The 22,759-nt window shown below is 63.4% G+C and carries 19 protein-coding genes; 9 read left to right on the forward strand and 10 right to left on the reverse strand.

Features of this window, described 5'->3' with window-relative positions:
* Positions 1–526: 526 nt before the first annotated feature.
* Positions 527–1,888 (forward strand): sensor histidine kinase, encoded by a 1,362-nt coding sequence (locus tag P775_RS21865; RefSeq protein ID WP_180287532.1) that lies wholly within the window; start codon positions 527–529, stop codon positions 1,886–1,888.
* 204 nt (positions 1,889–2,092) lie between these two features.
* On the opposite strand, the gene glyA is transcribed toward P775_RS21865, so the two are convergent.
* Entirely contained in the window at positions 2,093–3,388 is a 1,296-nt protein-coding gene (glyA, locus tag P775_RS21870; RefSeq protein WP_099912975.1) for a serine hydroxymethyltransferase, read from the reverse strand.
* Between the two features lie 169 nt (positions 3,389–3,557).
* On the opposite strand from glyA, the gene P775_RS21875 reads away from it, so the two are divergent.
* From P775_RS21875 to gloA2, 3 genes are all read left to right on the forward strand, one after another.
* The gene (locus P775_RS21875; protein ID WP_099913000.1) at positions 3,558–4,319 is read left to right on the forward strand and encodes an NAD kinase; all 762 of its coding nucleotides are present in this window, start codon (positions 3,558–3,560) and stop codon (positions 4,317–4,319) included.
* Between the two features lie 139 nt (positions 4,320–4,458).
* The gene (locus tag P775_RS21880) at positions 4,459–5,160 is read left to right on the forward strand and encodes a DUF4396 domain-containing protein (RefSeq protein ID WP_099912976.1); all 702 of its coding nucleotides are present in this window, start codon (positions 4,459–4,461) and stop codon (positions 5,158–5,160) included.
* 61 nt (positions 5,161–5,221) lie between these two features.
* Positions 5,222–5,611 carry an SMU1112c/YaeR family gloxylase I-like metalloprotein gene (gene gloA2, locus P775_RS21885; protein WP_099912977.1) on the forward strand — a complete coding sequence of 130 codons (390 nt, stop codon included), beginning with the start codon at positions 5,222–5,224 and terminating at the stop codon, positions 5,609–5,611.
* Here gloA2 and P775_RS21890 read toward each other — a convergent pair.
* Positions 5,599–7,503, reverse strand: a complete 1,905-nt coding sequence (locus P775_RS21890; protein ID WP_099912978.1) for a propionyl-CoA synthetase — start codon at positions 7,501–7,503, stop codon at positions 5,599–5,601. The genes gloA2 and P775_RS21890 overlap by 13 nt on opposite strands.
* A 296-nt stretch (positions 7,504–7,799) precedes the next feature.
* Positions 7,800–10,073 (reverse strand): NADP-dependent malic enzyme, encoded by a 2,274-nt coding sequence (locus tag P775_RS21895; protein WP_099912979.1) that lies wholly within the window; start codon positions 10,071–10,073, stop codon positions 7,800–7,802.
* 104 nt (positions 10,074–10,177) lie between these two features.
* On the opposite strand from P775_RS21895, the gene P775_RS21900 reads away from it, so the two are divergent.
* The 5 genes from P775_RS21900 to upp all read left to right on the forward strand — a co-directional run bounded on the left by P775_RS21900 (position 10,178) and on the right by upp (position 14,995).
* Positions 10,178–10,705: a cytidine deaminase gene (locus P775_RS21900; protein ID WP_099912980.1), complete on the forward strand. Its 528-nt coding sequence runs from the start codon at positions 10,178–10,180 to the stop codon at positions 10,703–10,705.
* Positions 10,705–12,006 carry a thymidine phosphorylase gene (locus tag P775_RS21905; RefSeq protein ID WP_180287533.1) on the forward strand — a complete coding sequence of 434 codons (1,302 nt, stop codon included), beginning with the start codon at positions 10,705–10,707 and terminating at the stop codon, positions 12,004–12,006. The genes P775_RS21900 and P775_RS21905 overlap by 1 nt, the downstream gene beginning before the upstream one ends.
* 123 nt (positions 12,007–12,129) lie before the next feature.
* Entirely contained in the window at positions 12,130–13,335 is a 1,206-nt protein-coding gene (locus P775_RS21910) for a phosphopentomutase (RefSeq protein ID WP_099912982.1), read from the forward strand.
* Positions 13,335–14,363, forward strand: a complete 1,029-nt coding sequence (locus P775_RS21915; protein ID WP_099912983.1) for an adenosine deaminase — start codon at positions 13,335–13,337, stop codon at positions 14,361–14,363. Before P775_RS21910 ends, P775_RS21915 begins: the two co-directional genes overlap by 1 nt.
* A complete protein-coding gene (gene upp, locus P775_RS21920) occupies positions 14,363–14,995 on the forward strand; it encodes a uracil phosphoribosyltransferase (protein WP_099912984.1) in 633 nt (210 codons plus the stop codon). The genes P775_RS21915 and upp overlap by 1 nt, the downstream gene beginning before the upstream one ends.
* A gap of 46 nt (positions 14,996–15,041) precedes the next feature.
* Here upp and P775_RS21925 read toward each other — a convergent pair whose 3' ends face one another.
* The 7 genes from P775_RS21925 to P775_RS21955 form a co-directional block, all read right to left on the reverse strand.
* On the reverse strand, positions 15,042–15,275 hold the full coding sequence (locus tag P775_RS21925) for a hypothetical protein (RefSeq protein WP_218967749.1): 234 nt from the start codon (positions 15,273–15,275) through the stop codon (positions 15,042–15,044).
* Positions 15,276–15,755: 480 nt separating this feature from the next.
* A complete protein-coding gene (locus P775_RS21930; protein WP_099912985.1) occupies positions 15,756–16,775 on the reverse strand; it encodes a hypothetical protein in 1,020 nt (339 codons plus the stop codon).
* Positions 16,776–16,996: 221 nt separating this feature from the next.
* The gene (locus tag P775_RS21935; protein ID WP_099912986.1) at positions 16,997–18,622 is read right to left on the reverse strand and encodes an AMP-binding protein; all 1,626 of its coding nucleotides are present in this window, start codon (positions 18,620–18,622) and stop codon (positions 16,997–16,999) included.
* Between the two features lie 331 nt (positions 18,623–18,953).
* Entirely contained in the window at positions 18,954–21,152 is a 2,199-nt protein-coding gene (locus tag P775_RS21940) for a 3-hydroxyacyl-CoA dehydrogenase NAD-binding domain-containing protein (protein ID WP_099912987.1), read from the reverse strand.
* 57 nt (positions 21,153–21,209) lie between these two features.
* A complete protein-coding gene (locus tag P775_RS21945; RefSeq protein WP_099912988.1) occupies positions 21,210–21,677 on the reverse strand; it encodes a cupin domain-containing protein in 468 nt (155 codons plus the stop codon).
* A 2-nt stretch (positions 21,678–21,679) separates the two neighbouring features.
* On the reverse strand, positions 21,680–22,168 hold the full coding sequence (locus P775_RS21950; protein ID WP_099912989.1) for a cupin domain-containing protein: 489 nt from the start codon (positions 22,166–22,168) through the stop codon (positions 21,680–21,682).
* A 3-nt stretch (positions 22,169–22,171) separates the two neighbouring features.
* Positions 22,172–22,705, reverse strand: a complete 534-nt coding sequence (locus tag P775_RS21955; protein ID WP_099912990.1) for a hypothetical protein — start codon at positions 22,703–22,705, stop codon at positions 22,172–22,174.
* Between the last annotated feature and the right edge of the window lie 54 nt (positions 22,706–22,759).

The raw sequence follows: 22,759 nt of genomic DNA on the forward strand, positions 1-22,759 counted from the left end.
TCGTCTGCCGAGGCACCATCCCGAACACGACCGGGGCCCCGCCCGTTCAGGGCTGAAACGAACCCTCTGGACGGTTTCCCGATCCGGCTCCATGCTGAATGTCCACGGCCCGCTCCTCTTGCCGGAAGTTCTGGCATGCCAGTTCATCTCGGGATCGAACCAACTTCTCATGACATTAACGCGCAACGCACTCCTGTCAGTGGATCGTCAGAGTCCCGCAGCGATTCAGCTGACTGGTGCACCGCTTTCCAGACCAGAGGCTGAGAGCAAAGCGCCTCAGGTCAGAATTGAACCCGGATTGACAGCTTCGCCCCTAGATTGAGTCTGAAAAGATGGGCGCGTTGTAAGTGGCAAATCGGAACCACACTAACCTACTGATAAGGAAATATATTATGTTCAGTTGGCGTGCTGAGGACGGACTTTTCATGCCGCATTGGTCCAGACACATTTTTCACGGTGAAAAAACATTCAAAGACATATGAAATTGGGTATTCTTTCGAGGAATGCTTGTTGCAGAGGAGAGCAGGTGCCGGTCGAGCTAAGTTCAGAATCGCAATTCGACTACAAGGATGAGATCAACCGGCTTTATGAGCTGGAGTACGGCGACAGGCCGGAGCTGGTGTTGCGGTTGCTCGGTGTTCTGGGCGGGTCCGTGGCCCTGTATTTTTACACCGAATGGACCATGGCCCTGTTCTGGGGGCTGGGGTTCGGGGCCACGCATCTTGCCTATTTCCTGTTTCTGAAGGGACGAATCCTGTCCGGACCCGGAAAGATCGGGAATAGTGACATGGTGTGGAGCGGGATTCTGTTTCTGCTCGTGCTGATCAGCTATCTCTGGATGCCGACCTATCTGGTCGGCCAGAAAGACAAGGCGCTTGAGATCATCGGTGCTGCGTTGATCGGCAGCATTCTGGTGTTTCTGGTGCGGCGCAGCGACACGAGCCGTTTCATGGTCATCGGTGAGGTGTTCATTGTGGGGGGCTTCATCACCAGCCTGCTGCTGAGGCTGATGCCCGATCTGGAATATCCTTTGGGCAGGGCGGGGGTCCTTGTCGCTGGACTGTCGCTGGTGGGGTATTTCGCCCAGGCGCTTCGGGTGGCACGGCGCCAGCGGTTGGCGGCCGAAGAATCGGCGCGACGGTCGTCGCAAGCGCAGAAGATGGCCGCAGTCGGGCAGCTGGCCGGGGGCGTCGCGCATGATTTCAACAACAAGCTGACGGCCATTCTGGGCAGTCTCGAACTGCTGCGCGAAATGCCGGATCCGGCAGAGCGCGAAGCCAATCTGGACACAGCGCAGATTGCCGCAACCGAGGCTGCGCGGACGGTCCGGCAGCTGATGGCCTATGCCCGCAGGGAACCGATGCGGCTGGAGGTGTTGGAATGTGGTGCGCTGCTGGATGATATCCTGCGGCGCCCTGATGGGCTGATCACTGACATTATTCATGTTGAGCGGCGCCATGCCGGAGAGCCGTTGTATGTGCAGGCCGACCGCAAGCAGCTGACGATTGCGATCATCAATCTTGTGGTGAATTCCGTGGATGCGATGCCTGGCGGCGGCGAGCTGGTGATCGGTGTCCATGCGGTCCCACCGCGCGGGCCGGTATCGCTGGCGGACGGGACGTTTTTGATCGCAAGTTCGCATGTGGCCATCACCGTCGAGGATACGGGCGAGGGCATTGTGCCAAAGATACTGCCGCATGTGATTGAGCCGTTCTTCACCACAAAACCGGTGGGCAAGGGCACCGGTCTGGGGCTGTCCGTGGTTTTGGGAGTCGCGCGGGATCTGGGCGGTGGGCTTGGCATCAGTTCGGGTGCGAAAGGAACGAGGGTGGTGATCTATCTGCCGCGCAGCTTCCCCCAAAAGGAGTCACCTGTCAGCTGGATGTGAACGCGGGCCAATTCTCTTGTCGGCTGCCAAACAAAAGCCCTGCCGACGGTTACGCCGACAGGGCCTGTTCACTGCGCATCAAGGCCTTGCGGCCTATGGCGCCCCGCCATTTAACCTGAAACACACTTATCGCTTTTCGCGTTGGAGGCGCAGCCGACAGACAGCGCACAAGCGGTTCAAGTTTAAGACGGGACGCTTTAGTGCTCAGAGGTTCGGGTAGAGCGGGAAGCGGGCGCAAAGCTCGGCCACTTCGCCGCGGACCTTTTCCTCGACCGCGCCGTTGCCGTCTTCGCCATTTGCGGCAAGGCCATCGACGACCTCGTTGATCCAGTCGGCGATCTGGCGGAATTCAGCCTCACCAAAGCCACGGGTGGTACCGGCGGGTGAGCCGAGGCGGATGCCGCTGGTCACCGTCGGCTTTTCCTCGTCAAACGGCACGCCGTTCTTGTTGCAGGTGATGTGCGCGCGGCCCAGTGCCTTGTCCGTGGCATTGCCTTTGACGCCCTTGGGGCGCAGGTCAACCAGAACGATGTGGCTGTCGGTGCCGTGGGTCACGGTCTCTAGCCCGCCCTTGTGCAGCTGATCGGCCAGCGCCTGAGCATTGGCGATCACCTGCTTGATATAGACCTTGAAATCGGGGCGCAGCGCCTCTCCGAACGCCACGGCTTTCCCCGCGATGACATGCATCAGCGGGCCACCCTGAATGCCCGGGAAGATGGCCGAGTTGAATTTCTTGGCCATCGCCTCGTCATTGGTGAGGATCATGCCGCCGCGCGGGCCGCGCAGGGTCTTGTGCGTGGTGGTGGTGGCCACATGCACATGCGGGAAGGGGTCGGGATATTCGCCCGCCGCGATGAGGCCGGCAAAGTGCGCCACGTCCGCGAGCAGGTATGCGCCGACGGAATCGGCAATCTCGCGGAATTTCGCAAAATCGATCTTGCGCGGGATGGCAGAGCCGCCGGCAATGATCATCGCCGGTTTGTGTTCAGCGGCGAGGGCGGCGATCTGGTCATAGTCGATGTCCAGCGTGTCACGGCGCACGCCGTACTGGATGGCGTTGAACCATTTGCCCGACTGGTTCGGCGCGGCACCGTGGGTCAGGTGACCGCCCGCATCCAGCGACATGCCAAGGATGGTGTCGCCCGGTTTCAGCAGGGCCTGAAACACGCCCTGATTGGCCTGGCTGCCCGAATTCGGCTGGACGTTGGCAAAGCCACAGCCGAACAGCTGCTTTGCGCGGTCGATGGCGAGGTTTTCGGCCACATCGACGAACTGGCAGCCGCCATAGTAGCGGCGGCCCGGATAGCCTTCGGCATATTTGTTGGTCATGACCGACCCCTGCGCTTCCATCACGGCGGCAGAGACGATGTTTTCCGAGGCGATCAGCTCGATCTCGTCGCGCTGGCGGCCCAGTTCGTCACGCACGGATGCATAAAGTTCGGGATCGCGCTGGGCGAGGGAGTCGGTGAAAAAGCCGTTATCGCGGTGCGGGGCATTCATGGCAGGGCCTCCAATGTGATTTTGAGGTGTTTCTGAGAGCTTTCCTATCGGAAACTATGGCTCAGGCAAAGTGTGTAAAGTCGTGCTGGAGTCTTAATACCGGCTGGACGCTGGCGCCGACAGGCAACATGTGGTTGTTTCGGAAACGAAAACTTTGTCGGGGAACATCATGTCGCTACGAATAGCCTTTGCTGCGAGCACGGCACCGATGGCCCAGGCGGCGCGGGAATCGCTGACGCGGCAATATGGCGATCATGCCGAAGACGGCGCGGACGTGATCGTGGCGCTGGGCGGCGATGGTTTCATGCTGCACACGTTGCACCGGACGCAAAAGCTGGGCCTGCCGGTCTATGGCATGAACCGCGGCACGGTCGGCTTTCTGATGAACGAATATTCCGATTACGGGCTGACAGAGCGGCTGGAGGCGGCGGAAGAAACGGTGATCAACCCGCTGTCGATGAATGCGGTGACGATGGACGGGACGGTGCACCGCGAACTAGCCATCAACGAGGTGTCGCTGCTGCGCGCCGGGCCACAGGCGGCGCGGTTGCGGATTTCGGTGGATGGACGGCTGCGGATGGCGGAACTGGTCTGCGACGGCGCGCTGGTGTCGACCCCGGCGGGATCGACCGCCTACAACTATTCCGCCCATGGGGCGATCCTGCCGATCGGATCGGATGTGCTGGCGCTGACGGCGATGTCGGCCTTTCGCCCACGGCGCTGGCGGGGTGCCCTGCTTCCCAACACCGCCGAGGTGCGGTTTGAGGTGCTGGATCCGGCCAAGCGCCCGGTGATGGCAGAGGCCGATGCCCGCTCAGTGCGCGATGTGGTGCAGGTGGACATCCGCTCGGAACCCAGCATCGAACACCGGGTGATGTTCGACCCCGGCCATGGGCTGGAAGAGCGGCTGTTGCAGGAACAGTTCGTCTGAGCCTGAGGCCTTCAGGGGTCGCGATCAAAATTTTTCAGAAAAATTTACCCAAGAGTTTTCCTGAAACCTCTTGGGTAAATGTGCGGGCTTTGGAACAAGGGCCCGCCGCGCCGCGTTTTCCTGCGGAAGGGATATCTGGATGGATATGTTACGCGCCTTTATCGACAGTCAGGATTTTCTCCTGCTGTGGTTCGCCCTGATGATCCCCTCGCTCATTTGGGTGATCTACGATCTGCGCGGCAGAAACGCCCATCTGATGAGCCTTATGAAAGTGGTCTGGGCCCTGACCGTACTTTATTCGGGGCCCATCGGTCTGCTGATCTATCGCTGGTCGGGTCGCAAGGAAATTGCCACCGACAGCCTGCCGCGCCGGGCCTTTCGGTCGGTCGCGCATTGTTATTCCGGCTGCGGACTTGGGGAGATTACCGGGGTGATCCTGACGGCGGGTCTGCTGTCGCTGGGCAATCTCTGGGTGTCGGTGGTCACGTTCCTGCTGGCCTATGTCTTTGGCTATGCGCTGACGGTCGGCCCGCTGATGCAGGACGGTGTGCCCCTGCGCAAAGCCCTGTGGGAGGCGTTTCTGGCCGAAACGCCGTCGATCACCGTGATGGAGGTGACGGCCATCGGGGTCAGCCTCTGGCTGGCGGGCAGCGCACATATGGGAGATATCCGGTTCTGGTCCGCGCTGATCGTGTCGCTGAGCTGCGGTCTGGTTGCGGCCTATCCCGTAAACCTGCTGCTGATCCATTTTGGCGTGAAAGAGGGTATGATGGACCCGCGCATGACGGATCATGGCGGGCATGATCACAACGATCACCATGAGCATGCGCATCAGGCCTGACCCTCTGGCAGACCCTGCCGGGGCGCGCTAATCAGGGCATGGACACAGGCTGGAGACTGGGATGCTGAAGTTTCGCGGGCTGCATCATGTGGCGCTGATCTGTGCGGATTATCCGCGCAGCAAGGCGTTTTATACTGAAACGCTGGGCCTGACGGTGATCGCTGAAACCTACCGCGCCGCGCGGGACAGCTGGAAGCTGGACCTTGCCGTGCCCGGCGGCGGCCAGATCGAGCTGTTCAGCTTTCCCGGCGCGCCTGAACGCCCCTCGCACCCCGAGGCGCAGGGTTTGCGGCATCTGGCGTTTGTAGTGCCCGATGTGGACGCGGCCAAGGCGGCGCTTGAGGCGCAGGGCGTGCCGGTTGAGCCGGTGCGGACCGACGCGCTGACCAGCAGGCGGTTCACGTTTTTTCAGGACCCCGACGGCCTGCCGCTGGAGCTTTACGAGGGCTGACGCTCTTTGGCATAGCCCAGCGTTTGCAGCGTGCCCCGGATCTCGTCCAGAATGGCCGGATCGTCGATGGTTGCGGGCATTTTATAGGCCTCTCCGTCGGCGATCTGAACCATGGTGCGACGCAGGATCTTGCCCGAGCGTGTCTTGGGCAGGCGGTCCACCACGGCACAAAGCTTGAACGCTGCGACCGGGCCGATCTGGTCGCGCACCAGCTTGATGCATTCCCTTGTGATTTCGTCATGGGGGCGGTTCACGCCTTTGGTCAGGCAGACAAAGCCCATGGGCAGCTGGCCCTTGAGGTCATCCGCTACACCGATCACCGCGCATTCGGCCACGTCCGGATGGGCGGCAAGCACCTCTTCCATGCCGCCGGTGGACAGGCGGTGGCCCGCGACGTTGATCACGTCATCGGTGCGCGCCATGATCCAGAGGTAGCCATCCGCATCCTTCATCCCGGCATCGCCGGTTTCGTAATAGCCGGGGAAGTGAGAGAGGTAGGATTTGCGGAACCGGTCTTCGGCATTCCAGAGCGTCGGTAGGGTGCCGGGGGGCAGGGGCAGCTTGATCGCGATGGCGCCCAGGGTGCCGGGTGGGACCTCGTGCCCGCCTTCGTCGAGGATATGCACGTCATAGCCGGGCATCGCCACGGTGGGCGAGCCGATCTTGACTGGCAGCGCCTCGATCCCGACCGGGTTTCCGGCGATGGTGTAACCGGTTTCGGTCTGCCACCAATGGTCATAGACGGGTTTGCCGGTCAGGTTCTGCATCCATTCGATGGTGTCGGGATCCGCCCGTTCACCCGCCAGATAGATCGCGCGCAGCCCGCTGATGTCATGCTGTTTGAGGAATACGCCCTTGGGATCGTCGCGTTTGACCGCGCGAAAGGCTGTGGGGGCGGTGAAGAAACTTTTGACGCCATGCTCGGCGATCACCCGCCAGAAGGTGCCCGCATCGGGGGTGCCGACTGGCTTGCCCTCGAACACCACGGAAGTGTTGCCGTGGATCAGCGGTCCGTAGCAGATGTAGGAATGCCCCACGACCCAGCCCACATCCGAGGCGGCCCAGAACACCTCGCCCGGGTTGACGTTGTAGACATTCTTCATGGTCCAGTTCAGCGCCACCAGATGGCCGCCGGTGGGGCGCACGACGCCCTTGGGCGCGCCGGTCGTGCCCGAGGTGTAGAGGATATAGGCCGGGTGCGTGCCCTCGACCGGCAGGCATTCCGCCGGGGTCGCGCCGTTCTGAAAGGCATGCCAGTCGAAATCAACGCCGTCGCGCAGGTCAGCGAGGCCGTGTTCGCGCTGCAGAATCACGGTGAATTCGGGTTTGTGGCGGGATTGGTCAATGGCACCGTCAATCAGGGGCTTGTAGGGAATCACCCGCCCCGGTTCGATCCCGCAAGAGGCGGCAAGGATCGCCTTGGGTCGGGCATCGTCGATGCGTACGGCAAGTTCGTGCGCGGCAAAGCCACCAAAGACCACGGAATGGATGGCACCGATCCGCGCGCAGGCCAGCATGGCGACAATCGCCTCGGGCACCATGGGCATGTAGATGATGACGCGGTCGCCCTTGTCGATGCCTTTGGCGCGCAAGGCCCCGGCGAGCGCGGCTGTCTGGCTTTGCAGCTGGGCATAGGTGGTTTTTGACTGGGTGCCGGTGATCGGGCTGTCATAGATCAGGGCGACCCGATCGCCGTTGCCCGCGACCACATGGCGGTCGACCGCGTTCCAGCAGGTGTTGACCATGCCATCCGCATACCACTCAAAGAGGTCATTGCCCCGCTCGAACAGCGCCTTTGACGGCTTCTTGTCCCAGTCAATGGCTTCGGCCGCCTGCATCCAGAATGCCTCGGGGTCGTTCTGCCAGCTCTGATAGACGTCCTTGTAACCCATGATCTGTCTCCTCCCGCTCCTGTAACAGGGTTACGAGCGGGACGGGTCTGGGGCAAGGCTGTTACCGGTCACAGGCGGGGTGAGGGGCGGGAAAATTTGCATATTCACCGAGCCAGTTCTGCACTTATTTGCAAACCAGCCAATTCTATTCGGGTTCCCGGAGAATGTCGCGATTTTTGCAAATCCGCAAAGCGCCGCCCCCGCCCTGGCAGCAGGTGAAACACAGGAGAGTCTCCCCAGGTTTCATCTGCCCTCAAATATCCCCGCCGGAGGCATAAATCTCTTCTGGCGCGGTCTCAGCCGTAGGCGGCGACGGGGGTGCCGGCGATGGCGGCCATGTTCAGCAGCCCGCGTGCGGTGATTGATGGCGTCACGATATGCGCGTGGTTGGCCATGCCCATCAGCAGCGGTCCTACCTCTAGCCCGCCCCCTTTCATCTTGAGGATGTTGCGCACCCCTGATGCCGCATCCGCATGGCCGAAGATCAGCACATTTGCCGCGCCTTTCATGCGGTTGCTGGGCAGCAGCCGGGCGCGCAGGTCGGCATCCAGCGCCGCATCAACGTTCATTTCGCCCTCGTAGCAGAAATCGCGGGGGGCTGCGTCCAGAATCTGCATCGCTTCGCGCAACCGGTTGCCGCCGGGCTGATTGCCGAACTGCGACTGCGAACACAGCGCCACATTGGGGACAAGCCCGAAGCGGCGCACATGGCGGGCGGCGGCGATGGCGGTTTCGGCCAGCTGCTGCGGGGTTGGATGCACATGCACATGGGTGTCGGCGATGAACAGCGGCCCGTCTTCGAGGATCATCATCGACAGCGCGCCGACGGGTTTCAGGGCGTCACAACCTAGCACCTGCTCCACATAGTTCAGATGCCAGCGGTATTCGCCGAAGGTGCCGCAGATCATGCTGTCGGCTTCCTTGCGCTGGACCATGACGGCCGCAATGGCGGTGGTGTTGGTGCGCATGATCGCACGGGCGATGTCCGGGGACACGCCGCGCCGGGCCATGATCTCGTGATAGCTTTCCCAGTAATCGCGGTAGCGCGGGTCGTTTTCCGGGTTCACGATTTGGAAATCCTGATCGGGGCGGATCACAAGGCCAAGGCGTTCGCAGCGCTGGGCAATCACATCGGGGCGCCCGATCAGGATCGGCTTTTCAGTGGTTTCCTGCAAAATCGCCTGGGCGGCGCGCAGCACGCGCTCATCCTCGCCCTCGGCAAAGACCAGACTGCGCGAGGCGGTTGCCGCCGCTTCGAACACCGGGCGCATCAGCATGGAGGATTTGTAGACATTGGCATCGAGCTGGGCGCGGTAGGCCTTGAGATCCGGCAGCGGCCGCATCGCGACGCCGGTTTCCATCGCCGCCTTGGCCACAGCCGAGGAGACAACGCTGGACAGGCGCGGGTCAAACGGTTTGGGGATCAGGTAATCGGCGCCAAAGGTCAGCCGCTCCCCCTGATAGACCGCTGCCGCCTCGGCCGAGGTGGTGGCGCGGGCCATGGCGGCGATGCCTTCGACGCAGGCGATTTCCATCTCGTCGTTGATTGTGGTGGCGCCCACATCCAGCGCCCCGCGAAAGATGAAGGGAAAGCAAAGGACGTTGTTGACCTGATTGGGGAAATCCGACCGGCCGGTGGCAATGATTGCATCCGGGGCCACGGCGCGGGCCACATCGGGCATGATTTCAGGATTGGGGTTGGCCAGGGCAAAGATGATCGGGCGGGAGGTCATGCGCTGCACCATCTCGGGTTTCAGCACATTGGGACCCGACAGGCCAAGGAACAGATCGGCGCCCTCGATCACGTCATCCAGCGTGCGCTTGTCCGTGGCCTGGGCAAAGGCGGTCTTTTGCGGGTTCATGTCGACCTCGCGGCCCTCATAGACCAGACCGTGCACGTCACAAAGCCAGATGTTTTCGCGCCTCACACCCAGTTTCAGCAGCATGTTGAGGCAGGCAATGCCGGCCGCGCCGCCGCCTGTGGACACGATCTTGATGTCCTCGAACGCTTTGCCGGCCACGTGCAGCGCATTGAAGGCGGCAGCACCCACAACGATGGCGGTGCCGTGCTGGTCATCGTGAAAAACCGGGATGTTCATCCGTTCGCGGCACAGCTTTTCGACGATGAAACAATCGGGCGCCTTGATGTCCTCAAGGTTGATCGCGCCGAAGGTGGGTTCCAGCGCGCAGACGATTTCGGCCAGTTTCACCGGATCGCTTTCGTTCACCTCGATATCGAAACAGTCGATATTGGCGAATTTCTTGAACAGGACGGCCTTGCCTTCCATCACCGGTTTGGACGCCAGTGCGCCGATATTGCCAAGGCCCAGAACGGCGGTGCCGTTGCTGACCACGGCGACAAGGTTGCCGCGCGATGTGTACCGCGCGGCATTGGCCGGATCTGCCTGAATCTCAAGACAGGCCTCGGCCACGCCGGGGGAATAGGCCAGCGCAAGGTCGCGGCCATTGGCCAGCGGCTTGGTCGCGCGGACCTCAAGCTTGCCCGGTTTGGGGAATTCATGGTAGGCGAGAGCCGCCTTGCGCAGGGTGTCGTGGATGCTGTCGGACATAGGCGGGCCTCGTGCGAAAATATGGTTCAGGGCTAAACCACTTGGTGCCCCGGCAAGGGGACTGGATCGCGCGTAGCAGTTTTTGGCGCTGTTTGTAAATGATGATGGGCGTGCGCGGATCCCTGTTGCGTGGTCTCAAGCTGTTCGGTGGCAGCCGTGTGAGTGTCAGGCCGCCCCGGCAGGAGCCTTGCAATTCAGGCGCCCGCTTCGCAAAATGCGCCAAACAAAAGGATCCTGCCATGACGCTGAGAGATGCTGCCGCCGCCGTGCGAGAAAATGCCTATGCGCCCTATTCCGGTTTCAAGGTGGGGGCGGCGCTGCGCACCCCCGGCGGGCAGGTGTTCACCGGCTGCAACGTGGAAAACGTCGCCTATCCCGAAGGCACCTGCGCCGAGGCGGGCGCCATTGCCGCGATGATCGCCGCCGGAGAGACGCTGATCGCCGAGGCCTATGTCATCGCCGACAGCCCTGAACCCGTGCCGCCCTGTGGTGGCTGCCGTCAGAAGCTGGCGGAATTTGCCGGATTGGACGTCGTCGTGACCCTTGCCAACCTCGTGGGGGTCGAAAAGGTGATGACGTTGGGCCAGCTGTTGCCCGGGGCCTTTGGCAAGGGCCATATGGACCCCGCCTGATGGATGCACGCCGGATCATCGCCGCCCTGCGCCGGGGCGAAGAGCCGTCACCCGAGGCGCTGAGCTGGTTTGCGGTCGGCCTTGCCAATGGGCGGGTCAGCGATGCGCAGGCCGGGGCCTTTGCCATGGGGGTCTGCCTGCGCGGATTGTCCGAGGCAGGCCGTGTGGCGCTGACACGGGCGATGCGGGATTCCGGGCGCGTGCTGGCTTGGGATCTGGACGCGCCGGTGCTGGACAAACATTCCACCGGGGGAGTGGGCGATTGCGTGTCGCTGGTGCTGGCGCCCGCGCTGGCCGCCTGCGGGGTCTATGTGCCGATGATTTCGGGCCGGGGGCTGGGCCATACCGGCGGCACGCTGGACAAGATGGAGGCGATCCCCGGCGTGGTGACGACGCTGGACGAGGCGCGGTTTCGCGATGTGGTGGCGCGGGCGGGCTGTGCGATTGTCAGCGCCACTACGGATATCGCCCCGGCGGACCGGCGGCTGTATGCAGTGCGGGATGTGACGGGAACGGTGGAATCACTCGACCTGATCTGTGCCTCGATCCTGTCGAAAAAGCTGGCGGCGGGGCTGGAGGGGCTGGTGCTGGACGTCAAGGTCGGCTCTGGCGCGTTTATGAAATCCGACGCAGAGGCGCGCGCACTGGCGCAGGCGCTGGTCGGGACCGCCACAGCGGCGGGCTGCCCGACAATCGCGCTGATCACCGACATGTCGCAGCCGCTGGCGCCCGCCCTTGGCAATGCGCTGGAGGTGGATGCGGCGCTGCGGGTGCTGACGGGGCTGGAGCATGGGCGGCTTGGCGCGTTGAGTGAGGCGCTGGGTGGTGCCCTGCTGCACGGCGCGGGGCTCTGTGCAACGGCGGAGGCGGGGGCGGCGCAGATTGCCGCTGTGCTGGCCTCGGGCGCTGCGGCAGAGCGGTTCGCGCGGATGGTGGCAGCAATGGGCGGGCCGGTCGGGTTTGTCGAGCACTGGGCGCGGTTCCTGCCCGAAGCAACGGTGATCGAGGAAGTGCACGCCCCGGAGTCTGGTGTGATTTCTGCCATCGACGGCGAGGCGCTGGGGCTGGCTGTGGTCGCTTTGGGTGGAGGGCGGCAGGTGGAGGGTGATGTGATCGACCCGGGCGTCGGCCTGTCCGATGTGCTGCCGCTGGGCACGCAGGTTGTGAAGGGCCAGCCGCTGGCGCGCGTGCATGCGGCACGTTCGGCCCCGGCTGATGTGGCTGTGCGCGCCGTGCGGGCGGCGGTGACGATTGGCGCCATGCCCGGGATCGGGCCGCTGGTGCGGGAGCGGGTTGGGTGAGCGTGACTTTGTCTGGCTCTGCGCCTGTGGCTGCGGCGGGAACGAGGGGCGCTGCCCCTCGCGCTCCCCGGCGTATTTTGAAAGAGAAGAAGCCGGGACCCTGTTTCGGGCAAGGGGGCTGAGATGCGTGTATTTCTGGTGGTGATGGATTCCGTCGGGATCGGCGGCGCGCCGGATGCGGCGGCATATTTCAACGGGGATTTGCCCGATACCGGTGCCAATACGCTGGGCCATATCGCGCAGGCCTGTGCGACGGGTCTGGCCGAGGAGGGGCGGTCGGGGCCTTTGTGCCTGCCGGTGCTGGATGGGCTGGGGCTGGGGGCGGCGGTGAAGCTCGCCTCGGGCCTTGAGGCCCCCGGGCTGGGGGCTGTGCCTGCGGGGCGCTGGGGCGCGGCGAATGAGACCTCGCGCGGCAAGGACACGCCGTCGGGCCATTGGGAGCTGGCGGGGCTGCCGGTGCCCTGGGACTGGCATTATTTCCCCGATGCCCTGCCTGCCTTTCCCGAGGAGGTTGTGCGCATTTGCTGTGAGCTGGCGGGGACCGAGGGGATCCTTGGCAATTGCCACGGGTCGGGCACGGTGATGATCGATCGGTTCGGGGCAGAGCATCTGCGCACCGGCCAGCCGATCTGTTACACTTCGGCGGATTCGGTGTTTCAGATCGCGGCGCATGAAGAGGTCTTTGGCCTGGAGCGGCTTTATGATCTTTGCAAGGCGCTGGCGCCGCATCTGCATGCGATGAAGGTAGGACGGGTGATTGCGCGGCCCTTTGTGGGAACTGAGGGCGCATTCAGGCGCACCGGAAACCGGCATGATTATGCAATCACCCCCCCCGCGCCGCTGCTGACCAACTGGGTGCAGGATGCGGGGCGGGCGGTCTTTGGCATCGGCAAGATCGGCGATATTCTGTCGATGCAGGGGATTGATGAGGTCCGCACCGGGACGGATGAGATGCTGATGGGGCATCTGGGTGATCTGGTGGACACAGCGCCCGAGGGCAGTCTGACCTTCGCCAATTTTGTCGAGTTCGACAGCCTTTGGGGGCATAGGCGCGATGTGTCGGGCTATGCCCGGGCGCTGGAATGGTTCGACGCGGAAATCGGCCGGCTGATCCCGCGGCTGCGCGGCGGCGACCTCTTGTGCCTGACGGCAGATCACGGCAATGACCCGACGTGGAGCGGCACGGATCACACGCGCGAACGTGTGCCGGTGCTGATCCACGGGGCCGGGTGCGGTGCGCTGGGTCAGGTTGCATTTGCCGATGTTGCCGCCAGTATCGCGGCGCATCTTGGCGTAGGGGCCATGGGCCCGGGAAGGAGCTTTCTCTGATGGGCCGGTATGACGAGCGCGATCCGCTGACGGAGGAAGATCTGGCAGGCATTGCCGATCTGCCCAAGGTCGAACTGCACCTGCATCACGAGGGCGCGGCGCCGCCTGCCTTTATCCGGGGGCTCGCGAAAGAGAAGTCGGTGAACCTGAGCGGGGTGTTCCGCGAAGATGGCAGCTATGCCTACCGCGATTTTGTGCATTTCCTGAGCGTCTATGAGGCCGCAACCGAGGTTCTGAAAACCCCGCGCGATTATGCCCGCCTGACCACCGCCCTGCTGGAAGACTGCGCCAAGAACGGCGTGATCTATTGCGAGACCTTCATCAGCCCGGATTTCTGCGGCGGTGGCGATCTGGGCGCCTGGCGCGAATATCTGCACGCGATGCAAGAGGCGGCGGCAGAGGCCGAGCGCGATATGGGGATCACCCTGCGCGGCATCGTCACCTGCATCCGCCATTTCGGCCCGGACAAGGCCAGACCCGCCGCACGCTGCGCGGCCGAGACGGCAGGCGACTGGATCGTCGGGTTCGGCATGGGCGGGGATGAGAACCGGGGCGAGCTGCGCGACTTTGCCTATTCCTTTGACATGGCGCGCGAGGCCGGGCTGCAGCTGACCACCCATGCGGGCGAATGGCGCGGCCCGTCCGAGGTGCGTTCCGCTGTCGAGGATCTGCGCGTGGCGCGCATCGGGCATGGGGTGCGGGCAATCGAGGACCTTGCCCTTGTCGATCTGCTGGCCGAGACCGGCGTTGTGCTTGAGGTCTGCCCGGGGTCCAACGTCATGCTGGGCGTCTATCCCGACCTTGCCACCCACCCGATTGCCGAGCTGCGCGAGCGTGGCGTCAAGGTGACCGTGTCCACCGACGATCCGCCGTTTTTCCACACCACCATGCGGCAGGAATATGTCACTCTGGCCGAGACGTTCCAATGGGACGCAGAGGTTATGCGCGAGATCACCCGCACGGCGGCCGAAGCGGCCTTTTGTGATGAAGAGACCCGAAAAACGATCCTGAAAAGACTGGAAACCTGATGACCGAGCATCTGACCATCGTCACTCATCCGCTGGTGCAGCATAAGCTGACGCTGATGCGGGAAAAGGGCACCTCGACCGCGGTGTTCCGCCAGCTGCTGCGCGAGATCAGCCAGTTTCTGGCCTATGAGGTGACGCGCGACCTGCCGCTGACCAAACGGCGGATCGAAACGCCGATGCAGGAAATGGAAGCCCCGGTTCTGGCGGGCAAGAAGCTGGCGCTGATTTCGATCCTGCGCGCGGGCAACGGGCTGCTGGACGGGGTGCTGGAACTGATACCGTCAGCCCGGATCGGGTTTGTCGGGCTCTACCGGGACGAGGCGACGCTGCAGCCGGTGCAGTATTACTTCAAGGTGCCGGAAAGCCTTGAGGACCGGCTGGTGATCGCGGTGGACCCGATGCTGGCGACCGGCAATTCCTCGGTCGCGGCGATTGATCTGCTGAAAAAGGCCGGGGCGACGAACATCCGGTTCCTGTGCCTGCTGGCCGCGCCCGAAGGGGTGGCGCGGATGAAAGAGGCGCACCCGGATGTGCCGATTGTCACCGCATCGCTGGACCGCTGCCTGAACGACAAGGGCTATATCGTGCCGGGACTGGGCGATGCCGGGGACCGGATGTTCGGCACCAAGTGAGGCGGGAGAGGTTTGCCGACAGGGGCGTCCTGTCGGCAAGGTCTTTTCAGGCGTCGGTGTTCAGGGCAGCCTGACAGGACTCGGCCAAGGCACGGTCCGGATCTTGTGTGCCCAAGGGGGTCGCCCAACCGGCATCTTCGACGATGCTGCGACGCTGATAGGAACTGGCGGCGGCCAGTTCGGCCATCACAGTGCTGGCGCCCGGGTCATTCTGCGCGTTGCGCAGGCAATAGGGTGTGAGGGCAGAGGCGACAGCCGCTGAGGAGTGCGTGTCAGACATTTACAATGCTGTGCTGCCGGTCACCCAGCCGCCCCAGTTGAATCCGAAAATCGCCAGAGCAATTGCGCCGGCCCCTGCACCCAATAGTGCGGGTTTCGTCCATTCTGGATTCTGCATGAATTTTAGGCCAATCTGTGTAAGAAAAGGACGCGGTATTGCGCCCTAAAGCGTTTCGACTATGTCTTGAGCTACCGAGCGATCGCCACGCGCGTTCAAATCTGTGATTTGAGACAGCGACTGGTGTATCAGCTTTGGATCGAACCGCTATATATCCAGTGTAACACAGTCTGCCTGCTTTGTGCGGATTGAATGATTTTGCCCTAAAGCGTTTCGGGTTTGACCTGAGAAAAAGGGCATCGGATTTCGCGCTCGACCAAAGGGAGAGACCGCGAACAAGCGATTCAGATTAAAGGCGGCACGCTTTGATCGGGGCCGCGGAATCCGTTTGGCTTTGCCCATCAAACCGGCATCTGACAGCAATCAGCCGCCGCAGATGCCTTGCAGGCGCACCCAGTCCGCATCGGTCAGCACCGGGCGGCTGTCATCGGACTTGTGCGGATCCGCCGCGATCAGAGCCGGGGTCGTGTCATCGGCAAGATCCTCGGCATAGGGCGTTGTGCGCAGATCCGCCGCGCCAAAGGCCTCAACCATCCGGGCCAGCGGTTCCGCTGGCGGGTCTTCGGCCATCAAGGTCTGAGCGTAATCCTCCAGAACGGATTCGGGCAGCGATCCGGTGGTCAGCAGCTTGAGACTGGCCCAGAGACCTGCGTGGTGCAGCAACCCTTCGAGCGGATCACGCCCCTGGCGGCGCAGGGATTCCACCAGGACATAGCCTGCGGTAACATCCGGATCCTCGGGCCGTTCGACCAGCGCACGGTTCAGCAGAATGCGCCCGCCCGGCAGGTGCAGCGTTGTGCGCACGCCGTCGCGCACCACAACCAGCGCATCGCGCCGCTCTTCGCCCAGAATGCGGGCGGACAGGCGGCGCAGCGCCTCCTGTGCCTGCGGGGCGGTGCAGGCCGGACCAGCGACCCGGGTGATGCGTTCCAGCAGGGCTTCGCCAATCTCGACCCGCTTGACCATGGGCACCACCTCGACCGTGTGGCGCAACAGCGCGCCGGGCAGCCAGAACACCGCCAGCAGCACGACCAGTCCGGCGATGCTGCCCGTGACCCAGCCGCGCAGCTTGCCCCGGCGGGGGCGGCGGCGTTCGATCGCGCGGTGCACGCGGTCAAGCGCGTCGATCATGTCTGTTTCAGAGGCGGGAATTTCCAGCGTCTCATCCGGATCGCCATCTGGATGATAAAGCGCCGGCAAAGCGCCCTTGTTGACGCGCGCCACAGCGGCGAGAGACCAATGCGTCAGAATCCGGTCGCGGGTGTCCATTATGGTCAGCGAGGCATCCCCGAGAGAGACAACCACATCACGACGTTCCGCATCCGGGGAAGGTCGCCAGAAGCCAGTTGCCTCAAGCCGTTGGTATTTGTTCAGCGCTGTCATGCGGGCTGCTGCTCTGCCTCATCTTTGCGCGGACCCTACACGGCGGCGCGCCCCGAGGAAAGCCCGCAGCGGCACGGACAAAGGCGCCACCGCGGCAGGCCCAAACCGGGCTTGCCGCGTTCCGGCCCCGGGCATCACGCGGCCCAGCCCAAGGCGGGCTTGCCGCGTCAGGGCAAACGGGCGAGCTGCGCGGAGCACTGAAAACACAGGCTGCTTTGGCGTTACAGCGCTTTTGCGAGTTTGCGCAGTTCGAACTTCTGGATCTTGCCGGTCGAGGTCTTGGGCAATTCCTGAAACACCACGCGTTTGGGTGTCTTGAACCCGGCGAGCCGTGTTCGCGCAAAGGTGATCAGATCCGCCTCGCTCACCTCCACGCCCGGTTTCAATTCGACAAAGGCACAAGGCACCTCGCCCCATTTGTCATCCGGTCTGGCGACCACAGCGCAGAGGTTGACCGCATCATGCGCCATCAGCACGCCCTCAATCTCGACCGAGCTGATGTTTTCGCCGCCCGAGATGATGATGTCCTTGGCCCGGTCTGCGATCTGGATATGTCCGTCATCATGCATCACGGCGATGTCGCCGCTGTGGAAATACCCACCCTCAAACGACTCGGCTGTCGCCTCGGGATTCTTGTAATAGCCCTTCATCACGCCATTGCCGCGAAACATGATCTCACCCTTGGCCGTACCGTCGCGGGGCACCTCTGTCATGGTCTCGTCCATCACCGTCACATGTTCCAGAAAGGGCATCGCCACGCCCTGACGCGATTTTACCGCAGCGCGGTCGTCGCCGATCAGGTGGTCCCAGCGGCTGGACCACAGGCATTCGGTGCCCGGCCCGTAGGTTTCGGTCAGGCCATAGACATGGGTGACGTTGAACCCCATCGGCTCGATTTTGGCGAGTGTGCTGGGCGCTGGGGGGGCACCTGCGGTGAAGACCTCGACCGTGTGGTCAAAGACGCGGCGGTCTTCGGCGGGGGCGTTCACCAGCATGTTGAGCACGATGGGCGCGCCGCCGAAATGGGTGGCACCCTCATCCGCGATGGCATCAAAAATCGCCCTAGCTGTGATATCCCGACAGCCCACAAGCGTGCCGCCGAGGGCCGGCATCATCCAGGTGTGGCACCAGCCGTTGCAGTGAAACAGCGGCACGATGGTGAGGTAAACCGGGTGCAGCACCATGCGCCAGCTCACGATTTGCCCCATTGCATTCAGATAGGCGCCCCGGTGGTGATAAACCACGCCCTTGGGCCGCCCGGTGGTGCCAGAGGTGTAGTTGAGCGCGAGGCTTTCCCATTCATCCTCGGGCATATGCCAGCTGAAGGCCGGATCCCCCTTGGCCAGAAGCGCCTCGTAGGTCTCGTACCGCCCGGTCGCGGGATAGCCAGCGTGATCGTCCGGCACCTCGATCAGCGTCGGTTTGGCACCCTCCATCGCGTCGCGCGCCGCCTCGGCCAGCGGGAGGAACTGGGTGTCGACCAGCACAACCTTGGCCTCGGCATGGTCAAAGATATAGGCCACTGTCGCGACCTCAAGCCTTGTGTTGATCGTGTTCAGCACGGCGCCGCAGGCGGGCACGCCAAAATGTGCCTCGGCCTGCGGGGGCAGATTCGGGATCAGCGTGGCAACCACATCGCCGGGGGTCACGCCCATGCCCGCGAGGGCAGAGGCAAGCTGCGAGCAGCGCGCATGGTATTCGGCATAGGTCTTGCGATGGGGCCCGTAGACCACAGCCAGCTGATCCGGAAACACCTCTGCCGCACGGCCAAGGAAGGACAGTGGTGTCAGCGGCGTGTAATTCGCCGTGCGTTTCTCAAGCCCGGATTCATCTGCCAGCCAGCCCATGTCTCTCACTCCCCAATGATCTTTGGGAAACTATGCGCGCCTTTGTCGGCCGTGAAAAGGGCGAGCGGGATGTGCGACATACCGACCTTTGGCCGGCGCGGCATTCCGGATTTGCACTGTCACGCGCCTGGCACGCGCCGGAGTGAGGGGCCAGCCCCTCACACTCCCCGGGATATTTAAGGGCAGATGAAGCCGGGGCTCGGGACGGCTGTCATTTGGGTGTGCTGGCGGGGGCCGGTCCGTCAGGACCGGCCCCCGCCCCCACAGCGACGCGCGCGAGCGCGGCGCAATCCTCAAACCGGGCGACGCGCGTCAGCGCGGCGCAACCGGTTCAGGCGGCTTTGGCCGGGGCGGCGAAGCGGGTGTAAAAGCTCTGGTTCTTGTCCGCCATCTCGCGCAGCAGTGCCGGGCAGGCAAAGCGGTCGCCAAAGCGGGCCTGCAGCTGGTCGCAACGTTCGGCCGCATAGGGCGCGCCGATGATGTCGAGCCAGGAAAAGGGCCCGCCCGACCACGGTGCAAAGCCCCAGCCGAGGATCGCGCCCACGTCGCCTTCGCGGATGTCCATCAGCACGCCATCTTCAAGCGCGCGCACCGCTTCGAGCACCTGCGCGAAAAGCAGGCGGTGCTGTACTTCGATCAGGTCGGGCTGGTCATCCAGAAGCATATACTGCGCGCCGATGCCGGACCAGAGGCCCTGCCGCTTGCCCTTGTCGTCATAGGCGTAAAAGCCTGCCTTGGCCTTGCGGCCCAGACGGCCCTCACCCTCCATCCAGAAGATGACATCGTCCACCGCGCCGTCGGGATAGGCGTCGCCCATCGCCGCCTTGGTTGCGCGGGCGATCTTGGCCCCGAGGTCAATCGAGGTTTCATCCACCAGCTGCAGCGGGCCGAGCGGCATGCCGACCAGCCGGGCGGCGTTTTCCACCAGCGCGGGGGAGACGCCTTCGGCGATCATCCGCATGCCTTCGTTGATATAGGGGATGATGCAGCGGTTGGCGTAGAAGAAGCGCGCATCGTTCACCACAATCGGCGTCTTGCGGATCTGGCGCACGAAATCCAGCGCCTTGGCCACGGCGCGGTCGCCGGTCTGCTTGCCCTTGATGATTTCGACCAGCAGCATCTTTTCCACCGGAGAGAAGAAGTGGATGCCGATATACTGCTCGGGGCGTTCGCTCGCCTTGGCCAGTTCGGTGATCGGCAGGGTCGAGGTGTTGGTGGCAAAGATACAATCCTCGGGGATGACCTTTTCGACGTTCCGCGTCACCTCGGCCTTGATGCGGGGATCTTCGAACACCGCCTCGATGATCAGATCGCAGCCTTGCAGGGCGGCGTAGTCGGTGGTGGCATGGATGCGGCCCAGCAGCGCCTCCTTGCTCTCGGGCGATGCCTTTTTCTTTGCAATGCCCTTGTCCATGTAATCGGCGACATAGGCCTTGCCCTTGTCTGCCGCCTCTTGTTTCTGGTCGATCAGCACCACGTCGATCCCGGCCTGGGCCGAAACCAGCGCGATGCCCGCCCCCATCATGCCTGCGCCCAGAATGCCGACCTGACGCACGCGCTGGTCGGAGACTTCGGCGGGGCGCACGGCGCCTTTTTCAAGCGCTTCCTTGTTGATGAAGAGCGAGCGGATCATCGCGCCCGAGCTGGGGTTCATCAGCACATTGGTGAACCAGCGCGCCTCGATCTTGAGCGCGGTGTCGAACGGCACCAGCGCGCCTTCGTAGACCGCGCTCAGCAGTGCCCTGGCCGCCGGATAGACGCCCTGCGTCTTGCCGTTCACCATGGCAGAGGCGCCGACAAAGGTCATGAAGCCCGCCGGGTGATAGGGCGCGCCGCCGGGCATCTTGTAGCCCTTGGCATCCCAGGGTTTCACCAGATCGGCATCCTTGGCGTTCAGCACCCATTCGCGCGCCGCGGTCAGCGGGTCGGCCACCACCTCGTCGATGATCCCTGCCGCCTTGGCCCGGATCGGATCACACAGCTTGCCTTCGAGCAGGAAGGGAGAGGCCGCCATCGCCCCCATCTTGCGCACAAGGCGCGTGGTGCCGCCGGCGCCGGGAAAGATGCCGACCATGATTTCCGGCAGGCCGATCTTGGCCTTGGGGTTGATCGAGGCAAAGATCCGGTGCGTCGAGAGCGGCAGTTCCAGACCGATGCCCAGCGCCGTGCCGGGCAAGGCGGCGGCGATGGGTTTGCCGCCCTTCTGGGTCTTGAGGTCCATGCCGGCCAGTTCGATCTTGCGCAGCACGCCGTGCATTTTCATCACGCCCTCGAACAGACCCCGCACGGGATCGTCGCCGGCGTCGTCCTTCATCTTGGCGATGACGTTCAGATCCATGCCGCCGGCAAAGCTGTCCTTGCCGCTGGTGATCACGATGCCCTTGACCGCGTCATCGGCCAGCGCGTCGTCGATCAGCGCGTCAAGATCGGCAAAGCCCTGCAGGGACATCACGTTCATCGACCTGTCCGGCACGTCCCACGTGATGATCGCGACGCCGTCGGCATCCTTGGTCATGGTGAAATCGGTCATGTTCTCTCTCCCTCTCAAAGGTGGTTCGGGGCCGCGTCGGGCGCGGCATGTTCGGTGTCAGTCCGGGGTGAACGGCGTGCCGTCGGCCCGGGTGTAGCTGTGTTCGTTGCGCCGGGAGGAGACCCTGAGGTCGACATCTGAATACCAGCCGGTGTCTGCGTCCGTGCGGGTGCCGATCACCAGAAAGTGGCCCGGCGCGTCCGACAGGTTCAGGATGTGATGGCCATTCGCCTCTCCCGCCGGGAAGGTGGCGCAGTCGCCGGCGTTCAGCGGCGTGTCGCCAAAGTCATCGCGCAGGGTCAGCGCGCCGTCGGTCACGAACACCAGCTCGTCCTGGGTTTCGTGCCAGTGGCGCAGGCTCGACATCGCGCCCGGTTCCAGCCTGACCAGATTGGCCCCGAACTGCGTCAGCCCCCCGGCATCAGCAAGGCGCAGCGACGACCGCCCGGCCACCGCAGCGGCATGGGGCGCGGGGTAGCTTGATCCGGTGCGCACAGGCAGCGTGGCGAGGTCGATCTTGGGCATGGTCAGGATGCTCCTACGGACGGGCTGGAATATTCGGCAACCACTGTTCCGCTGGCATCACGAAACACCCTGTGGCGGCGGTCTGTCAGCGTGACGCTGAGCCCGGCGTCGGGGTAATGCACCACATCGGCCCTGCTGCGGGTTCCGACCACCAGATAGGTCGCATGCGCCTGCGTACGGTTTTCCAGGCAATGCCCCACGGGGTGGCCCGCAGGCCATGCCGCAACATCGCCCGCCGCCAGCGCGGTCTCATCCTCTTCGATCAGCACGACCTCGCCTGACAGCAGATAGATCAGCTCATCCTCGGCTTCGTGCCAGTGGCGGTGCGCGGACCGCGCGCCGGAGTCTAGCGTTTCCAGATGCGCGCCAAACTGGCTCAGCCCACCTGCATCCGACAGGGACACATAGGCATAGCTGCGCAGCGACGCCCCCAGCACGGGGTGCGAGGTGTGTGCCACAGTCACAGGTTCGCCAAGTGCGACCTTTGGCATCGCTCAGTCCTTTCGCGGCGGGATGACGGGTGGGGTCAGGATCGATGGCTCATTCGGCAGGCGCGCCGCCTCTGGGCAGAGCGAGGGGAAGTCTGGCTTATGTGCACCGCCCTCTGATGTATCGACACGCGGCATGACCACCGGCCATTGGGTGTTGGACAGACCCGAGATGACCGAATTGCATTTCCAGCTTCCATCGATGTGGATCAGGCACAGGGCAGAGTCATAAGCGGGCACCATCGGCGTTGCATCGCGCAGAATATGGGTGGAATAAGAGGCCCAGATGATGTCTTCGCCTTGTTTGTCGACACTCAGCAGGCGATACACCAGATCTGTGGCATGCTGGTCGCGGATCACTTTCACCCAGGCGTCGAAACCATTGCGCAGGACCGCCTCTTCGCGGATCAGCCATTCTGCGCCACCTGCCGTCCGGATGCAGATCGGCAGATGCACGCGCCGCATATGGGCGACAAAGTCGTTCTGCAGAAAGGTGTCGCTATGTCGGTCGAGCCAGGTCTGTATGATCGTGTCAGGCATGCAGCGGTTCCTTGGGCATGGGTGTCAAAGGCAGCAGCGTCAAAGCTATCGAAA

This window comes from Puniceibacterium antarcticum (genome assembly GCF_002760615.1).
GTDB lineage: Bacteria > Pseudomonadota > Alphaproteobacteria > Rhodobacterales > Rhodobacteraceae > Puniceibacterium > Puniceibacterium antarcticum.

Bases quoted from the DNA above. Each gene is read 5' to 3' on its own strand.
- glyA (WP_099912975.1), bottom strand. From the start codon at position 3,388: ATGAATGCCCCGCACCGCGATAACGGCTTTTTCACCGACTCCCTCGCC.
- P775_RS21875 (WP_099913000.1), top strand. From the start codon at position 3,558: ATGTCGCTACGAATAGCCTTTGCTGCGAGCACGGCACCGATGGCCCAG.
- P775_RS21880 (WP_099912976.1), top strand. From the start codon at position 4,459: ATGGATATGTTACGCGCCTTTATCGACAGTCAGGATTTTCTCCTGCTG.
- gloA2 (WP_099912977.1), top strand. From the start codon at position 5,222: ATGCTGAAGTTTCGCGGGCTGCATCATGTGGCGCTGATCTGTGCGGAT.
- P775_RS21890 (WP_099912978.1), bottom strand. From the start codon at position 7,503: ATGGGTTACAAGGACGTCTATCAGAGCTGGCAGAACGACCCCGAGGCA.
- P775_RS21895 (WP_099912979.1), bottom strand. From the start codon at position 10,073: ATGTCCGACAGCATCCACGACACCCTGCGCAAGGCGGCTCTCGCCTAC.
- P775_RS21900 (WP_099912980.1), top strand. From the start codon at position 10,178: ATGGGCGTGCGCGGATCCCTGTTGCGTGGTCTCAAGCTGTTCGGTGGC.
- P775_RS21905 (WP_180287533.1), top strand. From the start codon at position 10,705: ATGGATGCACGCCGGATCATCGCCGCCCTGCGCCGGGGCGAAGAGCCG.
- P775_RS21910 (WP_099912982.1), top strand. From the start codon at position 12,130: ATGCGTGTATTTCTGGTGGTGATGGATTCCGTCGGGATCGGCGGCGCG.
- P775_RS21915 (WP_099912983.1), top strand. From the start codon at position 13,335: ATGGGCCGGTATGACGAGCGCGATCCGCTGACGGAGGAAGATCTGGCA.
- upp (WP_099912984.1), top strand. From the start codon at position 14,363: ATGACCGAGCATCTGACCATCGTCACTCATCCGCTGGTGCAGCATAAG.
- P775_RS21925 (WP_218967749.1), bottom strand. From the start codon at position 15,275: ATGTCTGACACGCACTCCTCAGCGGCTGTCGCCTCTGCCCTCACACCC.
- P775_RS21930 (WP_099912985.1), bottom strand. From the start codon at position 16,775: ATGACAGCGCTGAACAAATACCAACGGCTTGAGGCAACTGGCTTCTGG.
- P775_RS21935 (WP_099912986.1), bottom strand. From the start codon at position 18,622: ATGGGCTGGCTGGCAGATGAATCCGGGCTTGAGAAACGCACGGCGAAT.
- P775_RS21940 (WP_099912987.1), bottom strand. From the start codon at position 21,152: ATGACCGATTTCACCATGACCAAGGATGCCGACGGCGTCGCGATCATC.
- P775_RS21945 (WP_099912988.1), bottom strand. From the start codon at position 21,677: ATGCCCAAGATCGACCTCGCCACGCTGCCTGTGCGCACCGGATCAAGC.
- P775_RS21950 (WP_099912989.1), bottom strand. From the start codon at position 22,168: ATGCCAAAGGTCGCACTTGGCGAACCTGTGACTGTGGCACACACCTCG.
- P775_RS21955 (WP_099912990.1), bottom strand. From the start codon at position 22,705: ATGCCTGACACGATCATACAGACCTGGCTCGACCGACATAGCGACACC.